Source organism: Streptomyces sp. NPDC044003, assembly GCF_056435185.1.
Genome location: NZ_JBWKFA010000008.1, coordinates 414,732 through 430,072 on the forward strand (window position 1 = coordinate 414,732; position 15,341 = coordinate 430,072).

Here is a 15,341-nt window from a genome sequence, read left to right on the forward strand (position 1 = left end):
CTAGTCTTCCCAACTCACGCCTACTCAAGGGACTTTTCTCCATGAAGCTTCGCAGTGTCTCCGCCGCCGCCGCGGCCGCCGTCGTCCTCGCCCTGACCGCCACCGCCTGTGGCAGCGGCTCCGACTCCGGCAGCAACGGCGACAAGATCACCATCGGCATCAAGTTCGACCAGCCGGGCCTCGGTCTGAAGACCCCGGACGGCACGTACGCCGGTTTCGACGTCGACGTCGCCAAGTACGTGGCCAAGGAGCTCGGTTACTCCGAGGACAAGATCAACTGGAAGCAGTCGCCCAGCGCCGAGCGCGAGAACCTGATCAAGAACGGTGACGTGAAGTTCGTCGTCGCCAGCTACTCGATCAACGACAAGCGCAAGAAGGAGGTCGACTTCGCGGGTCCGTACTTCCTGACCCACCAGGACCTCCTCGTCCGCTCCGACGACAACTCGATCACCAAGGTCGACGACCTCAACTCCAAGAAGCTCTGCTCGGTCACCGGCTCGACCTCCGCGCAGAACGTCAAGGAGAAGCTCGCCCCGAAGGCCGACCTCCAGCAGCTCGGCGGCTACTCCGAGTGCCTCACCGGCCTGGAGAACAAGGCCGTCGACGCCCTGACCACGGACGCCTCGATCCTCGCGGGCTACGCCTCGCAGAAGGAGCACCAGGGCAAGTTCAAGCTCGTCGGCCTGAAGATGAGCGACGAGAACTACGGCATCGGCCTGAAGAAGGGCGACGACGAGCTGCGCGGCAAGATCAACAAGGCGCTGGAGAAGATGGTCTCCGACGGCACCTGGGAGAAGCTCGTCAAGCAGCACTTCGGCCCCTCGGGCTACAAGTACGAGCCCGCGCCGGCGATCCAGAACTAACCCGCCGCCGCTGTGACGGCCGCCCCGCGCACGGGCGGCCGTCGCACCGGCACCGGCCGCCGCCCTCGCGGCGGCCTCCACACCGACCGACCACCAGGGGAGAGCGCGGGGCATCGTGTTCGACTTTCTTGATTCCGGGCAGTACGACCTGCTCGGCGCCTTCTGGGTGACGGCGCAGCTCGCCTTCTACTCGGCGATCGGCTCGCTGATCTGGGGCACGGCCCTGGTCGCCATGCGGGTCAGCCCGGTCCCGCTGATGCGGGGCTTCGCCACCGCGTACGTGAACGTCGTCCGGAACACTCCGCTGACGGTCGTCCTCGTCGCCTGCCTGCTGGGCCTCAACCAGACCCTGCTCATCTCGCTCGGCGCCGACCGCTCCGAGGACATCGGCTTCCGTCTCGCCGTCCTCGGACTCGTCGCGTACACCGGCACCTTCGTCTGCGAGGCGCTGCGCTCGGGCATCAACACCGTGCCGCCGGGCCAGGCCGAGGCCGCCCGCGCACTGGGCCTGAGCTTCACCCAGGTCCTCCGGCTCGTGGTCCTCCCGCAGGCCTTCCGCGCCGCGGTGACCCCGCTCGCCAACGTCCTGATCGCCCTCACCAAGAACACGACCGTGGCGGCCGCGATCGGCGCCGCCGAGGCTTCGCTCCTGATGAAGACGATGCTCGAGAACGAGAGCGACGCGCTCTTCGCCGTCTTCGCGATCTTCGCCTTCGGCTTCATCGTCCTCACCCTCCCCACCGGCCTGATCCTGGGCTGGGCGGCCAAGCGACTGGCGGTGAAGCGATGAGCTCCGTCCTGTACGACACCCCCGGCCCGCGCGCCAAGCGCCGCAACATCGTCTACACGATCGTCTTCCTCGTGGCCCTCGGACTGGTGGGCTGGTGGGTGCTCGACGCCCTCGCCGCCAAGAACCAGCTGGACGCGGACAAGTGGAGCCCGTTCGTCACCGACTCCGAGGTCTGGACGACGTATCTGCTGCCCGGCCTCACCGAGACCCTCAAGGCCGCCGCGCTCTCCATCGTGATCGCCCTGCCGCTGGGCGCGGCCCTCGGCATCGGCCGGCTCTCCGACCACCGCTGGGTGCGCGTGCCGGTCGGCGCGCTCGTGGAGTTCTTCCGCGCCATCCCGGTGCTCCTCCTGATGATGTTCGCCAACCAGGCGTACCGGGAGTTCACGACCGTCAGCTCGGACTTCCGCCCGCTGTACGCGGTCGTCACCGGCCTGGTGCTCTACAACGCCTCGGTGATCGCCGAGGTCGTCCGGGCCGGCGTGCTCTCCCTGCCCCGGGGCCAGGGCGACGCGGCCGTCGCGCTCGGCATGCGCAAGGGCCAGACCATGCTGTACGTCCTGCTGCCGCAGGCCGTGACCGTCATGCTGCCCGCCCTGGTCAGCCAGCTGGTCGTCATCGTCAAGGACACCGCGCTCGGCGGCGCCCTGCTCGGCTTCGCGGAGCTCCTCAGCCAGAACCGGCAGATCACGGCCAACTACGGCGCCAACACGATCGCCACCCTCACGGTCATCGCGCTGCTCTACATCGCCCTGAACTTCGCCCTGACCACCCTCGCGGGCCGGTTGGAGAAGCGGCTGCGCCGGGGCAGGAAGACCCCCTCGGTGGCCCTCCCGGCCCAGGCCGGAGCCACCGACGTGAAGTCGGAAGCCGTCAGCGGCGCCTGACCCCGCAGGGGTCCGTGGGACAACAGGGGTGGGCCGGAGCGGTACTGACTTCAGGTCAGCCGCACCGCGCCCACCCCGTCGCTTGACGCAAGCACCCTCAGTGGGTTGCATACGGTCTGTGATCAACCACCGGGCTCGTGCCACACTCAGCTGTGCTGCCCCCATGACCGTCCGGCCTACAGGAGCCGCGCCGTGGACCCGGTGATCATCGTGGGCGCTGGGCCGGTCGGCCTCGCGCTCTCCCTCGCGCTCGCCGCGCAGGGCGTGCCCAGCGTCGTCCTCGACGAGGGCGCCGGCAAGGAGGAGCCCCGCCCCGCGCGCAGCGTCGTCCTGCGCGCCGACATGGCCGCGATGGTCGAGCGGCTCGGCTGCACGACCCTCCGTGACGAGGGCGTCCGCTGGATCGGCTGGCGGGGGATGCGCCGCCGCCAGGAGGTGCGCCGGCTCACCCTCGACCTGGGGCTCGGCGGTACGGAGGAGTGGTCCGAGGACCCCGACGCACCCGCCTCCCCGGCCGCCCCGCTGCACATCCCCCAGCACGCCCTGGCCCGCGGACTGCGCGACGCCATCTCCCGGCAGAAGCTGATCCGGATCGTCACCGAGTCCCGGCTCGACACCATCGAGCAGGACCGGGACGGGGTCGTCGCCCACACCCGCGGCCCGGAGGGCACCTGGTGGCGCGGCAGCCATCTCGTCGGCTGCGACGGGGCCCGCTCGACCGTACGCAAGCTGCTCGGGATCCGCTTCCCCGGCCGCACGGCGGTGGAGCGGCACGCCGTCGCCGCGCTGCGCACCGAACTCCCCTGGCCCGGCGAGGCCCTGTTGCACCGTCAGCCCCCGTGGCGCGGCGCCGGCGAGGAGATCACCGCCCGTCCGCTGCCCGACGGGGTGTGGCGGATCGACTGGCTGCTGCCGCCCCGCGGCGACCTGGTCACCCCGGACGCGCTGGTCGCCCGGATCCGCGAGACCCTGGCCGGCTGGTGCGAGGGCACGACACCCCCGTACGAACTCATCGACACCGGCGTCCACACCCTGCACCACCGGCTCGCCCGCCGCTGGCGGGTGGACCGGGTCCTCCTCGCCGGGGACGCGGCGCACCTGCTCGGCGCGGTCGGCACCCAGGGCCTCGACGAGGGGCTGCGGGACGTGGACAACCTCGCGTGGAAGCTCGCCCACGCCTGGCACCACGGCGGCTCGGAGCGGCTGCTCGACAGCTACCAGAGCGAGCGGCGGACGGCTGTCGCGACCCGGCTGCGCGCGGCGGACCAGTCGCTGCCCGTCCTGCGCGGCGGCGGGGGCCTGCGGACGTATCTCCCGGGCGCCTCGCGCGGCCACGACGCCCTGCTGACCGACGGTCACGTGGGGCGCGGCCCGCTCGGCGCGCCCCCGGCGTACCCCCACTCCCCCCTCGCGCCCCCGTACACCGAGGGGCAGACGCCCGTCGGCACCCCGCCGGGCGCTCCGGTCGAGGACGTCCGCGTGACCGCCCCCGACGGCACGACCGTGCGGCTCCGGGACCGGCTCGGCCAGGGCCGCCTCCTGGTCCTCCTGGTCGCCCCCGGCACCGGGGTGTGGGACCGGCGCCACTGGCGCACCGCGGGGGTGATGCCCCGGCTCGAAGAGGCGGTCCAGGCGCTTCCGGTGAAGGCCGAGGTCCTGGTCACGGAGGCCTACCCGGGCGCTCCCGCCCACGCCGTCCTGCTCGTACGGCCCGACGGGCACCTGGTCGCCGCCTTCTCCGGGGTCCGCCCGGAGGAGCTGTACGCGGCGGCAGACGCGGCCCGCGGCGGCTCGGCCACCGAGGAGGCCGAGGCGGAGGAGTCGGCGTCGGAGAAGTCGGCGTCGGAGAAGTCGAAGGAGTCGGAGGAGTCGGAGGAGTCGGAGGAGTCCCCCGAAGTGTCCGTGTCGAGCGACCGCACGGCGGACATGCATTGATTCACGCAGGCGCGCATGGTGTACTCCGGAGCGTGACCGACACCGATGTGCGCCTGTGGCGGAGGGTCCATATGGACCTCCTCCGCTATGCGGGCTGCGTGTGTCGCCCGTCCTGCTGATCTCGCCCCTTTCCCCGCGCGCGCCCCGCCACCGACCCATCTCGGTGTGCCCTGTGCCGTCGCGCGCTCTTCGCGAACCTCAGGACGGTCACCCGTGCCCCGACACGTCACCTCTCATCCCCCTGCCTTCTCCCCCGCCCCGTCCCCGACGTCGGCGGAACTCCTCGACTTCGTCCGTCGTACGGCGGCCGACAAGGAACTCGTCGACTCCCTGCCGCTCGACCCCGAGGGCCGTACCTGGGTAAGGCTCGACGGCCCCGGCGGCAGCGAGGCCTGGCTCATCGGCTGGCCGCCCGGCACCGGCACCGGCTGGCACGACCACGCCGAGTCGCTGGGCGCCTTCGCGACCGCGCGCGGGACGCTGACCGAGAACGCGCTCGCGGTCCGGCTGCCGGCGAGCGGCTGGAAGACCCTGGAACTGGCCGACGGCCTCGACCGCTCCCGGCGCCTCTCGGAGGGCACCGGCCGGGCGTTCGGCCGCCACCATGTGCACGAGGTGCTGAACGAGTCCACGGACACCCACGCGGTGTCGGTGCACGCCTACTATCCGCCGCTGCCGCTGATCCGGCGGTTCAGCCGGACGGGCGCGGTGCTCCGTCTTGAGCAGGTCGAGCGTCCGGAGGACTGGCAGTGAGCGAGGAGCGGGTGGGCATCGACGAGCTCCTGGAGCGGGTCAGGTCGGGGCTCGACCGGATCGAGCCCCGGGCCGCCTACGAGGCGTACGAGGCGGGTGACGCGCTCCTGGTGGACACGCGCTACGCCGCCCTGCGCGAACGGGACGGTCTGATCCCGGGCGCGCTGATCGTGGAGCGCAACGAACTGGAGTGGCGGCTCGACCCCCTGGGCAGCCACCGCGCGGCGGAGGCCGACAGCCACGACCTGCGGGTGGTCGTCCTCTGTAACGAGGGCTACGCCTCCTCCCTCGCGGCCGAGTCCCTGCGCCGCCTGGGCCTGCACCGGGCGACGGACCTCATCGGCGGCTTCCAGGCCTGGAAGGCCGCCGGCCTCCCGGTCCTCCTCCCGGCCACCCGCACCTGACGGAACGCCCCACGGCCCACAACCGGACGAGTCCTTCTGTCCCCCCGTGTCAGAAGGACTCGTCTGAAAAGGGCACGTCCCAGCGAGACCCGTCCCGGAAGGGCCCGTGTCAGAAGGACTCGTCCAGCCCCTCCGTGTCCTCGCCCTCGGCCTCCAGGGCCTGGCGGACGACGCGGAGGGCCATGCCCTCGGGGTATCCCTTGCGGGCGAGCATGCCCGCGAGCCGTCTCAGGCGCCGGTCGCGGTCGAGGCCGCGGGTGGCGCGCAGCTTGCGGTCCACGAGCTCACGCGCCGTGGCCTCCTCCCGCTCGGAGTCGAGCTGGTCCACCGCCTCCTGGATGAGGGTCGGCTCGACGCCCTTGGTGCGCAGCTCCCGGGCGAGCGCCCGGCGGGCGAGGCCCCGGCCGTGGTGGCGGGACTCCACCCAGGCCCCCGCGAAGGCGGCGTCGTCGATGAGACCGACGTCCTCGAAGCGGGAGAGGACCTCCTCCGCCACCTCGTCGGGGATCTCCCGCTTGCGCAGCGCGTCGGCGAGCTGCTTGCGCGTGCGGGGGCTTCCGGTGAGCAGGCGCAGGCAGATCGCGCGCGCCCGCTCAGCCGGATCCTGGGGTGACAGCTCCTTCTCGGCCCTCGACGAGTCGGAGCTGTCACCCGGCCATTCGGTGCGCCCGGTCACCGGTTCAGCTCTTGACCGCGGTGGCCTTGGTCGCCTTCGCGGTCTTGCTCGCGGGAGCCGGGACGCTCTTGGCGTCGTCCGCACCGGCCGCGTCGGCGGCGCCCGCCGCGTCCGCACCCGGCTCGGCCGACGGAGCCTCGGGCCGGACGCCGACGCCGAGCTTCTCCTTGATCTTCTTCTCGATCTCGTTGGCGAGGTCGGGGTTGTCCTTCAGGAAGTTGCGGGCGTTCTCCTTGCCCTGGCCGAGCTGGTCGCCCTCGTAGGTGTACCAGGCACCGGCCTTGCGGACGAAGCCGTGCTCCACGCCCATGTCGATCAGGCCGCCCTCGCGGCTGATGCCCTGGCCGTAGAGGATGTCGAACTCGGCCTGCTTGAAGGGCGGCGCGACCTTGTTCTTGACGACCTTGACGCGGGTGCGGTTGCCGACCGCCTCCGTGCCGTCCTTGAGGGTCTCGATGCGGCGGATGTCGAGGCGCACCGAGGCGTAGAACTTCAGGGCGCGGCCACCGGTCGTGGTCTCCGGCGAGCCGAACATCACGCCGATCTTCTCGCGGAGCTGGTTGATGAAGATCGCGGTGGTCTTGGACTGGTTGAGCGCGCTGGTGATCTTCCGGAGCGCCTGGCTCATCAGGCGGGCCTGGAGACCCACGTGCGAGTCACCCATCTCGCCCTCGATCTCCGCACGCGGGACAAGCGCGGCGACGGAGTCGATGACGATGAGGTCGAGGGCGCCGGAGCGGACCAGCATGTCGACGATCTCGAGGGCCTGCTCGCCGTTGTCCGGCTGGGACAGGATGAGGTTGTCGATGTCGACGCCGAGCTTCTTGGCGTACTCGGGGTCGAGGGCGTGCTCGGCGTCCACGAAGGCCACCTGGCCGCCGGCCTTCTGGGCGTTGGCCACGGCGTGCAGGGTCAGGGTCGTCTTACCGGAGGATTCCGGTCCGTAGATCTCCACGACCCGGCCGCGCGGCAGGCCGCCGACGCCGAGGGCGACGTCGAGGGCGGTCGATCCGGTGGAGATCACCTCGATCGGCTCCTGGGTGCGGTCGCCCATGCGCATCACGGCGCCCTTGCCGAATTGGCGTTCAATCTGTGCGAGCGCGGCGTCGAGCGCCTTCTCGCGGTCGGTTCCTGCCATGGGTTCCACCCGGTTTGCTTGAGTCGATCGCTTCATGTGAAAGACGCTAACCCCTGCCACTGACAATGGGCCCCGGCGTCCCCTCCGACCTGTGGACAACTCGGCGACAAGCCCGTGATTCCAAGGGTCGGGCTTCCATGAGAATGGATGTTCGATTTTAGTGTCAAGCGCGCCACGCGGCCGTCGGATGCCGGAAGAACCTACTGGGGACCGGCCGTCACCGGCAGCAGTTCGGGCCGCTTGGCGCGGCGCTCGTCGCCGGACGAGCGGCCGCGCAGGCGTCGGCCGATCCAGGGACCGAGGAAGGACCCGGCCCAGCGGAGCTCGGCGGCCACCGCGCCCAGACCTGTGGGGACGGCCTGCGGGGGCAGCGGACGGGTCCAGGAGTCGTCGGAGCCGGGCAGCGCGAGCGCGTGGGCGACGGCGGCGGCTATGCGCGCGTGGCCGATCGGGCCGGCGTGCAGCCGGTCGGGGCTCCACAGCCGGGGGTCGGTGACGACGGGATGGTGGGAGGTCTCGACGACGGTGACACCGTGCCGGCGCCCGGCCGCGCGGATCCGCTCGTTGAGGGCCTCGACGCGGGGGCCGAGCGGGCGGGCGAGCGGGGTGATCCGGCCGACGTCGGGGAAGGTGAGGGTCGCGACGCGCGCACCCTGCCCGGTCAGCGCGGCGAACATCGCCTCCAGGTGCCCGGCCGTCACGTCCGGGTCGAAGCGGGGGCGCAGCAGGTCGTTGACGCCGGCGACGACCGTGGCGAGGTCGGGCCGGAGCGCGAGGGCGGGGGCGAGCTGCTCGGTGCGGACCTGGCCGGCGAGACGGCCCCGTACCGCCAGGTTGGCGTAGAGCACGTCGGGCCGCTCGCGGGCGAGCGACTCCGCGAGCCGGTCCGCCCATCCGCGCAGCCCGACGGTGTCGTCACCGTCACCGAGCCCTTCCGTCTGACTGTCCCCCAGGGCGACGTACCGCAGAAACGTGCCGTCCGACATGGACCCGCCTTCCTCGACCACCTGCACACCACTCTCCATGCTAGTCACTTTTTTTACTAGCAAACTCGGCCACCAGGGTCTCGGACCGCCCTCCCGCCTATCCTTCGACCCATGTCCCTCCCCCACCGCGCCCCCGGCGGCGGCCGTCTGTCGCCCAGGGCCGCAGACGCCCTCGTGGCAGGAGTCGTCCTGCTCGTGGTGACGGTCTGGACGGTCGTCTCGGCGCAGTACACGAGCGAGCCCGCGCTCCGCACGGTGCTCGGCTGGGCGCTGATCCTGGCCGGCTGCGGAGCGCTGTACTTCCGGCGGCGGCAGCCGGTCGCCGTGGCCGTGGCCACGCTGATCGCCTGCGTCGTCTACTACCCGCTGTCCGCCCAGGACGGCCCGCTCATGATCGCCTTCGCCCTCGCGCTGTACACGACCGCCGCCGAGGGCCGCTTCGCCGCCGCCGTCGCGCTCGCGGCCGTCACGCTGCTCGCGGTCGGCTTCGGCGAGATCCGGCAGCAGCCCGGACACCGGCAGATCGACGACACCTCGCTCGCCATGCTGGCCGGCTGGCTGATCAGCCTGGTCGCCGTGGGCCGGGCCCAGCGCACCCGGATCGCCTACCTCCACGAGGTGGAGCAGCGGGCGCTCGCCGCCGAGCGGGAGCAGGAGGCCCGCGCCCGGCAGTCCGCCACCGAGGAGCGGCTGCGGATCGCCCGCGAGGTGCACGACGTGCTCGGGCACAGCATCTCGCTGATCAACGTCCAGTCCGGTGCGGCGCTCCACCGGCTCGGCAAGAAGCCGGCCCCCGAGTCGGCGCTCGTCACCGCCACCGAGGCCCTGGAGGCGGTGAAGGCGACCAGCAAGGACGCGCTGCGCGAGCTGCGGGCGACCCTCGGGGTGCTGCGCCGGGCCGACGAGTCCACGCCGACCACGCCGTCCTCCGGTCTGGCGCTCCTCGGCGACCTCGCCGCGCGCGCCCGGAGCGCCGGCCTCGACGTCCGTACGCACACCACGGGCACGCCCGTACCGCTGCCGCCGCCCGTCGACCTCGCCGCGTACCGGATCGTGCAGGAGTCCCTGACGAACGTCACCCGCCACGCGGGCGCGAGGACCGTGTCGATCACCCTGGACTGGGGTGCCGACGCGGTGCGGCTGCGAATCGCGGACGACGGCGGGGGCGCGCCGGAGGGCCGGCCGCCGGGCAGCGGCATCCGGGGCATGACGGAGCGGGCCCGCGCGTTCGGCGGGGAGCTGACCGCCCGGAACGACGGCGACGGCTTCCTGGTGGACGCCCGGCTCCCCCTGACCACACCCGCCGCACCTCCCACCGTCGAGAGGGACCCCCGATGATCCGTGTCGTGCTCGCCGACGACCAGACCCTGGTCCGGGCCGGCTTCCGGTCGATCCTCTCCGACGAGGAGGACATCGAGGTCGTCGGAGAGGCCGGGGACGGGGAGCAGGCGGTCGCGCTCGCCCGCGAACTGCGGCCGGACGTCGTCCTGATGGACATCCGGATGCCGGTGCTCGACGGTCTGGAGGCCACCCGCCGCGTCACCGGCGACGCGCGGCTCGAAGGGGTGCGGGTGGTCATCCTGACCACGTTCGACGCGGACGACCACGTGTACGGGGCGCTGCGCGCCGGTGCCTCGGGCTTCCTCGTCAAGGACACCGAGCCGATGGAACTGCTGCACGCGGTACGGGTCGTGGCGCGCGGCGACGCCCTGATCTCCCCGGCCGTGACCCGCCGTCTGATCGCCGAGTTCGCCGGCCTCGCGGGCCGGCAGCCGGATCCGAGTCCCCGGCTGAACGCCCTCACCGAGCGGGAGCGCGAGGTGCTCGGCCTGGTGGGCGCCGGGCTCTCCAACGACGAGATCGCCGGCCGGCTCGTCCTCTCCCCCGCCACCGCCAAGACCCACGTCAGCCGCATCATGACCAAGCTGGCCGTGCGCGACCGGGCGCAACTGGTGATCCTGGCGTACGAGTCCGGGATGATCACCCCCGGCTGGCTGGCCTGAGGCCCTAGGGGACGGAACTCCACCGGCACAACTCAGGGGGTACGCGCGCGTGGGGCGGCGCAACCGCCGGGGTACGGCCGGTGTCCACCCCGGGGTGACGCCGGGCCCCTGACCGTACGCCCACGCTGAGCGGGTGAATCAGGACGTACTCGATCTCGCGCGGCTGCAGTTCGCTCTCACCGCGGGCGGACACTTCCTCTTCGTCGCCCTCACCCTGGGGCTCGCGACCGTCGTCGCCGTGCTCCAGACCAGGGCGACGTTCAGCCGGAATCCGCTGCACGCGCGCATGGTGCGGTTCTGGGGCCAGCTGTACGTGATCAACTACGCGGTCGGGATCGTCACCGGGCTCGTGATGGAGTTCCAGTTCGGCATGGCGTGGAGCGGGCTCACCCACGAGGCGGGCAATGTCCTCGGGGCCTCGCTCGCCGTCGAGACGATCGTGGCGTTCTTCGTCGAGTCGACCTTCCTCGGCCTGTGGATCTTCGGCTGGAACCGGCTCAACCGCTGGGCCCACCTGGCCGCGATCTGGATCGTCGTCCTGACCGCCTACCTCTCGGCATACTGGATCCTCGTCTCCAACGGCTTCCTCAACCACCCCGTGGGATACGGCTCCGAGGGCGGCGAGCTGGTCCTCGACGACCCGGTCGCCGTCCTCACCAACCCCTCCGCGCTGCTCGCCTTCGGGCACGTCCTGGCGGGCGCGCTGCTGACCGCCGGGTTCTTCATGGCCGGGGTGAGTGCGTACCACCTCTTCCGGCGCACCCCGGAGTGGGAGTTCTTCGGCCGCAGCCTGCGCATCGGGGTCTTCCTGTCGGCGCCCGCGCTGATGGCCGCGGCCGTCTTCGGCGGGCTGCAGTTCGGCGCCCTCACCACCTTCCAGCCCATGAAGTCGGCCGTCTTCGGCGGGAAGACGGCCGAGATCGCGCGGATCCAGGCGGAGATGACGGACCGCTTCGGGCCGGGCGACTACGTGCCCTCGGAGGCGTGGACCCGGGGCGGCGGTCTGGTGATGCTGATCAGCTTCGCGCTGATGATGTACCTGTGCTTCGCCGGGGTGATCCTGGCCTGCTTCAAGAAGGTCGTCCTCAGGTTCCGGCTCTGGCACCTTGTGCTGATGGCGGCCGTACCGCTGCCGTATCTCGCCATGATCGCCGGCTGGGTCTTCCGGGAGGCGGGACGGCAGCCCTGGGTGGTCTACGGGCTCCTCAAAACGGAGGACGCCGTCTCGGACCTCTCCCCCGGCACCATGCGCCTCTCCCTCACCGTCTTCACCACGGTCTTCGTCCTGCTCGCCCTCCTCAACGCCTGGCTCCTCGCCCGGCACGCCCGCCGCGGCCCCGTCGAATCCGGCCTCGGCCACGACGAGCGCCCAGCCCCCGCAGGCACGGGGGAAGACCCGGCGGACTCACTGCCCGCTCCCCGCTACTGAACAGCCCGAACCACCGAGGAAAGCCCGAGGAGCCCCCGTGGAGACCCTGGCCATCGCCCTGCTCGCCCTCTTCGCCGTGGGCTGGTTCGTCCTCGCCGGGGCGGACATCGGCACCGGCATGCTCGCCCCCTGGCTCGGCTGGAACGACCACGAGCGGCGCCTCGTCATCGCCTCCTTCGCCCCGTTCTTCCTGGGCAACGAGGTCTGGCTGGTCGCCGCCGCCGGTGTCCTCATCGGCTGCTTCCCCGCCTTGGAAGGGGAGCTTCTGAGTGGCCAGTTCCCGGTCCTCGTGGCCCTGCTGGCCGGCTGGATCCTCCGGGACGCGGGGCTCTGGTCGCGCGGCCGGGGCCCCGGGCCCCGCTGGCGCGCGGGCTGCGACGCCGCCGTCGCGTGCGGCAGCTGGACCGTCGCGCTCTCCTGGGGGTGGCTGCTCGCGGCCCTGCTGACCGGGCACCCGTACGCCCCGGCGACGGGTCCCACGGCGCTGCTCACCGCGCTCGCGGTGGCCGCGCTGTTCGCCGCGCACGGGCTCGGATTCGCCGCGCTGCGCCTCACGGGCGTGCCCTACGAGCGGGCCCGGCGGCTCGTCGGACGCTCCGGGCGCCCCTGGCAGTCCTTCGCGCTCACCGGCGTCCTGCTGGCCGGGCTGCCGCTCTGGGCGGGCACCGCGCTGCCGCTGGCCGGGCGGACGGCCTCCCCCGCCACGCTCGGCCTGCTGGTGCCGGTCCTGCTTGTCGTCACCCCGCTGCTCGTGACCGTCCAGGCATGGATCTGGCACGCCTTCCGGCACCGGGTGACGGCCCCTTCGTACCTCTGAACCCAGGTGCCGAATCCCGGCGGCTCAGGACTCCTTCTTGTGGTGCAGCGCCTTCTGGAGCCGGGCGACGACCGCCTCGCCGTATCTCCGGTGGCCGTGGACGCGCGGGTCGTCGGTCACGTCGTACCGCTTCACGTACGCGCCGAGGAAGGCCTGGAGGGTGGCGACGGCCGGAATGGCGATCAGCGCGCCGACGGCACCGAGCAGCGCCGTGCCCGCGATGACCGAGCCGAAGGCCACCGCCGGGTGGATGTCCACGGTCTTGGAGGTGAGCTTCGGCTGGAGCACGTAGTTCTCGAACTGCTGGTAGATCACGACGAAGCCGAGCACCCACAGCGCGTACCAGGGGTTGACGGTGAAGGCGATCAGCATCGGCAGGGCGCCGGCCAGATAGGTGCCGATGGTCGGGATGAACTGCGAGACGAGGCCGACCCAGACGGCGAGCGCCGGAGCGTACGGCACGCCCAGGATCTCGAAGAGCACGAAGTGCGCGATGCCCGAGATCAGGGCCATCAGGCCGCGCGAGTAGAGGTAGCCGCCGGTCTTGTCGACGGCGATCTCCCACGCGCGCAGGACCTCGGTCTGGCGGGCCGGCGGCAGCACGGAGCAGAGCGCGCGCCGCAGCCGGGGCCCGTCGGCCGCGAAGTAGAACGAGAACAGGAAGATCGTGAGGAGCCGGAAGAGTCCGCCGAGGACGGTGGCGGACACGTCGAGGACGCCGGACGCGCTGTTCTGCACGTACTTCTGCAGCCAGTCGGAGCTCAGCACGCTGTCCTGGACCTCGACGCGCGAGAGGTCCGTGTGGAAGTTCTGGTTGATCCAGTTGATCAGCGAGTCGAGGTACTTCGGGAAGTTCTCGACCATGTCCACGATCTGGCCGGCCAGCATCGAGCCGAGGAGGACGACGAAGCCGACGCCGAAGATCGTGACGGCGAAGAAGACGAGGAAGGTGGCGAGGCCCCGGCGCATCCCGCGCGCCGCCATGCGTCCGACCGCCGGCTCGATGGCGAGGGCGAGGAAGAAGGCGAGCAGGATGTTGACGAGGAGGCCGACGAGCTGGTGGAAGGCCCAGTTGCCCAGTTGGAAGACGGCGTAGAGCGCGAGGGCGAGCACGAGCGCGCGGGGCAGCCAGCGCGGCATCCGCGCGGGCGCGGCGGCCGGGCCGGCCACGGCCTCCGACGGCTGGGCCGGCGCATCCGACGGCACGGCTGCCGGAGCGGCGGCCTGCGCCACGGCGGGCGCCGGGGAAGCCGTGCCGTCGGTCACATCGAGTACGTCGGGCACATCGTTCGGTTCGGTCTTCTCGGAGTCGTCAGTCGGGGCCACCCCGCCAGTCTCGCGCACCGCACGGACATTCCACCCGGGACCCCGCACATCCCCGCCAGTCACCCCGCGGTTCGCTTTCCGGTCATCGCTTGTCGGCCGGTACGCCGACGGCCGCGCAGACGGCACGCCACACGTCCTTCGCCTCCCAGCCGGCGTCCAGCGCCTCGCGTACCGTCCGGCCCCCGAGCTCGGCCATCACATGATCGCTCGCGAAGGACTCCGCGTAGGCCGCACCGAAGTGGTCGGCCATCCTTTCCCAGAAAATCGTCAACCGCATGACCCCAGTATCCCGCTCCCAAGAGTGCAGCCCGCTCCGCAGACCTTGTCACCGCGCTTTTCCGCCCTACGGTCGGAGCATGGCCGAAAATCCCCTCTCCTCCCCGCCCTCGACTCCCCTGACGCGCGCCGAGCGTTTCATCTGGCTGACGGCCCGCGTCCTCGAACAGCACCGGTTCGCCTACCACTTCCTGCGTGGTGGCCCGGACCACGTCGAGACGGCCCTCATGGCGTACCTCAACGAGGACGGCGGCTACGGACACGCGCTCGAACCCGATCTGCGCGGCCCGGTGAGCCAGCCCCTGCACACCGCGCACGGGCTGCGGGTCCTGGACTCCATCGGCCGCTGCGGCGGACTGCGCGTGGAGCGGATCTGCCGCTACCTCACGGAGGTGTCCACGCACGACGGCGCGCTCCCGGCGATCCACCCGTCCCAGCGCCACTACCCCTCGGCGCCCTTCGTCCCGGTCGTCGACTTCCCGCCGAGCGCCCTGCTCTCGACCGGCCCGGTGGTCGGCGTGCTGCACCGCAACCAGGTGTGGCACGCGTGGCTGTTCCGGGCCACCGAGTTCTGCTGGTCGGCCGTGGAGTCGCTCGAGAAGTCCCATCCGTACGAGATCCAGGCGGCCGTCGCCTTCCTGGACTCGGCCCCCGACCGCCCGCGCGCGGAGGCGGCCGCCGCCAAGCTCGGCCGGCTCGTCCGCGAGCAGGGACTCGCCGTCCTGGACCCCGACCGGCCGGAGGACCCCCCGGTGACGGACGACGGGTACGCGCCCGGCGAGCACCACTACCCGCACGACTACGCGCGCGTGCCGGACTCGCTGGCCGCGCGCTGGTTCACGGAGCAGGAGATGGCCCGCTCCCTCGACCGGCTCGAAACCGAGCAGGAGGAGGACGGCGGCTGGCCGATCCGCCGGCGCGCCTGGGCGCCCGGCTCGGCCCTGGAGTGGCGCCCGATCGTCACCGTCGAGGCGCTGCGCACCCTCCGCGCACACGGCCGCGCGATCGACTGAGGCACACCGGGGCTGGTGACTGCGCCGGTTCGGTACGGGCTCCGC

The 15,341-nt window shown here is 72.0% G+C and carries 15 protein-coding genes and 2 pseudogenes; 12 read left to right on the plus strand and 5 right to left on the minus strand.

Features of this window, described 5'->3' with window-relative positions; genetic code table 11:
• Positions 1-41 precede the first annotated feature (41 nt).
• The 7 genes from AC07AW_RS30055 to AC07AW_RS30085 all read left to right on the plus strand — a co-directional run bounded on the left by AC07AW_RS30055 (position 42) and on the right by AC07AW_RS30085 (position 5,632).
• The gene (locus tag AC07AW_RS30055; RefSeq protein WP_478818583.1) at positions 42-863 is read left to right on the plus strand and encodes a glutamate ABC transporter substrate-binding protein; all 822 of its coding nucleotides are present in this window, start codon (positions 42-44) and stop codon (positions 861-863) included.
• Positions 864-978: 115 nt separating this feature from the next.
• Positions 979-1,653 carry an amino acid ABC transporter permease gene (locus AC07AW_RS30060; protein WP_478818584.1) on the plus strand — a complete coding sequence of 225 codons (675 nt, stop codon included), beginning with the start codon at positions 979-981 and terminating at the stop codon, positions 1,651-1,653.
• On the plus strand, positions 1,650-2,540 hold the full coding sequence (locus tag AC07AW_RS30065) for an amino acid ABC transporter permease (RefSeq protein WP_478818585.1): 891 nt from the start codon (positions 1,650-1,652) through the stop codon (positions 2,538-2,540). Before AC07AW_RS30060 ends, AC07AW_RS30065 begins: the two co-directional genes overlap by 4 nt.
• A 192-nt stretch (positions 2,541-2,732) precedes the next feature.
• Positions 2,733-4,475 (plus strand): FAD-dependent monooxygenase, encoded by a 1,743-nt coding sequence (locus AC07AW_RS30070; RefSeq protein ID WP_478818586.1) that lies wholly within the window; start codon positions 2,733-2,735, stop codon positions 4,473-4,475.
• 47 nt (positions 4,476-4,522) lie between these two features.
• Positions 4,523-4,594 carry a putative leader peptide gene (locus AC07AW_RS30075; protein WP_310851512.1) on the plus strand — a complete coding sequence of 24 codons (72 nt, stop codon included), beginning with the start codon at positions 4,523-4,525 and terminating at the stop codon, positions 4,592-4,594.
• A 94-nt stretch (positions 4,595-4,688) separates the two neighbouring features.
• Positions 4,689-5,228, plus strand: coding sequence for a cupin domain-containing protein (locus AC07AW_RS30080; protein ID WP_478818587.1), 540 nt, complete (start codon positions 4,689-4,691; stop codon positions 5,226-5,228).
• Positions 5,225-5,632: a rhodanese-like domain-containing protein gene (locus tag AC07AW_RS30085; RefSeq protein WP_189804722.1), complete on the plus strand. Its 408-nt coding sequence runs from the start codon at positions 5,225-5,227 to the stop codon at positions 5,630-5,632. The genes AC07AW_RS30080 and AC07AW_RS30085 overlap by 4 nt, the downstream gene beginning before the upstream one ends.
• Before the next feature lie 109 nt (positions 5,633-5,741).
• On the opposite strand, the pseudogene recX reads toward AC07AW_RS30085, so the two are convergent.
• From recX to AC07AW_RS30100, 3 genes and pseudogenes are all read right to left on the minus strand, one after another.
• Positions 5,742-6,434: pseudogene (recX, locus tag AC07AW_RS30090) on the minus strand (recombination regulator RecX); the annotation flags it as partial.
• Positions 6,435-6,522: 88 nt separating this feature from the next.
• Positions 6,523-7,482: pseudogene (gene recA, locus AC07AW_RS30095) on the minus strand (recombinase RecA); the annotation flags it as partial.
• A 164-nt stretch (positions 7,483-7,646) separates the two neighbouring features.
• A complete protein-coding gene (locus AC07AW_RS30100) occupies positions 7,647-8,432 on the minus strand; it encodes an SGNH/GDSL hydrolase family protein (protein WP_478818626.1) in 786 nt (261 codons plus the stop codon).
• Positions 8,433-8,543: 111 nt separating this feature from the next.
• Between AC07AW_RS30100 and AC07AW_RS30105 the strand changes: the two genes are divergently transcribed.
• The 4 genes from AC07AW_RS30105 (at position 8,544) to AC07AW_RS30120 (ending at position 12,681) form a co-directional block, all read left to right on the plus strand.
• Positions 8,544-9,770, plus strand: a complete 1,227-nt coding sequence (locus tag AC07AW_RS30105) for a sensor histidine kinase (protein WP_478818588.1) — start codon at positions 8,544-8,546, stop codon at positions 9,768-9,770.
• Positions 9,767-10,435: a response regulator gene (locus AC07AW_RS30110; protein ID WP_478818589.1), complete on the plus strand. Its 669-nt coding sequence runs from the start codon at positions 9,767-9,769 to the stop codon at positions 10,433-10,435. The genes AC07AW_RS30105 and AC07AW_RS30110 overlap by 4 nt, the downstream gene beginning before the upstream one ends.
• A 133-nt stretch (positions 10,436-10,568) precedes the next feature.
• The gene (locus AC07AW_RS30115; protein WP_478818590.1) at positions 10,569-11,864 is read left to right on the plus strand and encodes a cytochrome ubiquinol oxidase subunit I; all 1,296 of its coding nucleotides are present in this window, start codon (positions 10,569-10,571) and stop codon (positions 11,862-11,864) included.
• A gap of 37 nt (positions 11,865-11,901) precedes the next feature.
• Positions 11,902-12,681, plus strand: coding sequence for a cytochrome d ubiquinol oxidase subunit II (locus AC07AW_RS30120; RefSeq protein WP_478818591.1), 780 nt, complete (start codon positions 11,902-11,904; stop codon positions 12,679-12,681).
• A gap of 24 nt (positions 12,682-12,705) precedes the next feature.
• Here AC07AW_RS30120 and AC07AW_RS30125 read toward each other — a convergent pair whose 3' ends face one another.
• Together AC07AW_RS30125 and AC07AW_RS30130 are read right to left on the minus strand one after the other, a co-directional pair.
• The gene (locus AC07AW_RS30125) at positions 12,706-13,821 is read right to left on the minus strand and encodes an AI-2E family transporter (RefSeq protein ID WP_478818627.1); all 1,116 of its coding nucleotides are present in this window, start codon (positions 13,819-13,821) and stop codon (positions 12,706-12,708) included.
• A gap of 268 nt (positions 13,822-14,089) precedes the next feature.
• The gene (locus AC07AW_RS30130) at positions 14,090-14,284 is read right to left on the minus strand and encodes a DUF3046 domain-containing protein (RefSeq protein WP_478818592.1); all 195 of its coding nucleotides are present in this window, start codon (positions 14,282-14,284) and stop codon (positions 14,090-14,092) included.
• Positions 14,285-14,363: 79 nt separating this feature from the next.
• Here AC07AW_RS30130 and AC07AW_RS30135 point away from each other — a divergent pair, with 79 nt between their 5' ends.
• Complete coding sequence (locus AC07AW_RS30135; protein ID WP_478818593.1) at positions 14,364-15,296, plus strand: hypothetical protein; 933 nt, start codon at positions 14,364-14,366, stop codon at positions 15,294-15,296.
• Positions 15,297-15,341 lie beyond the last annotated feature (45 nt).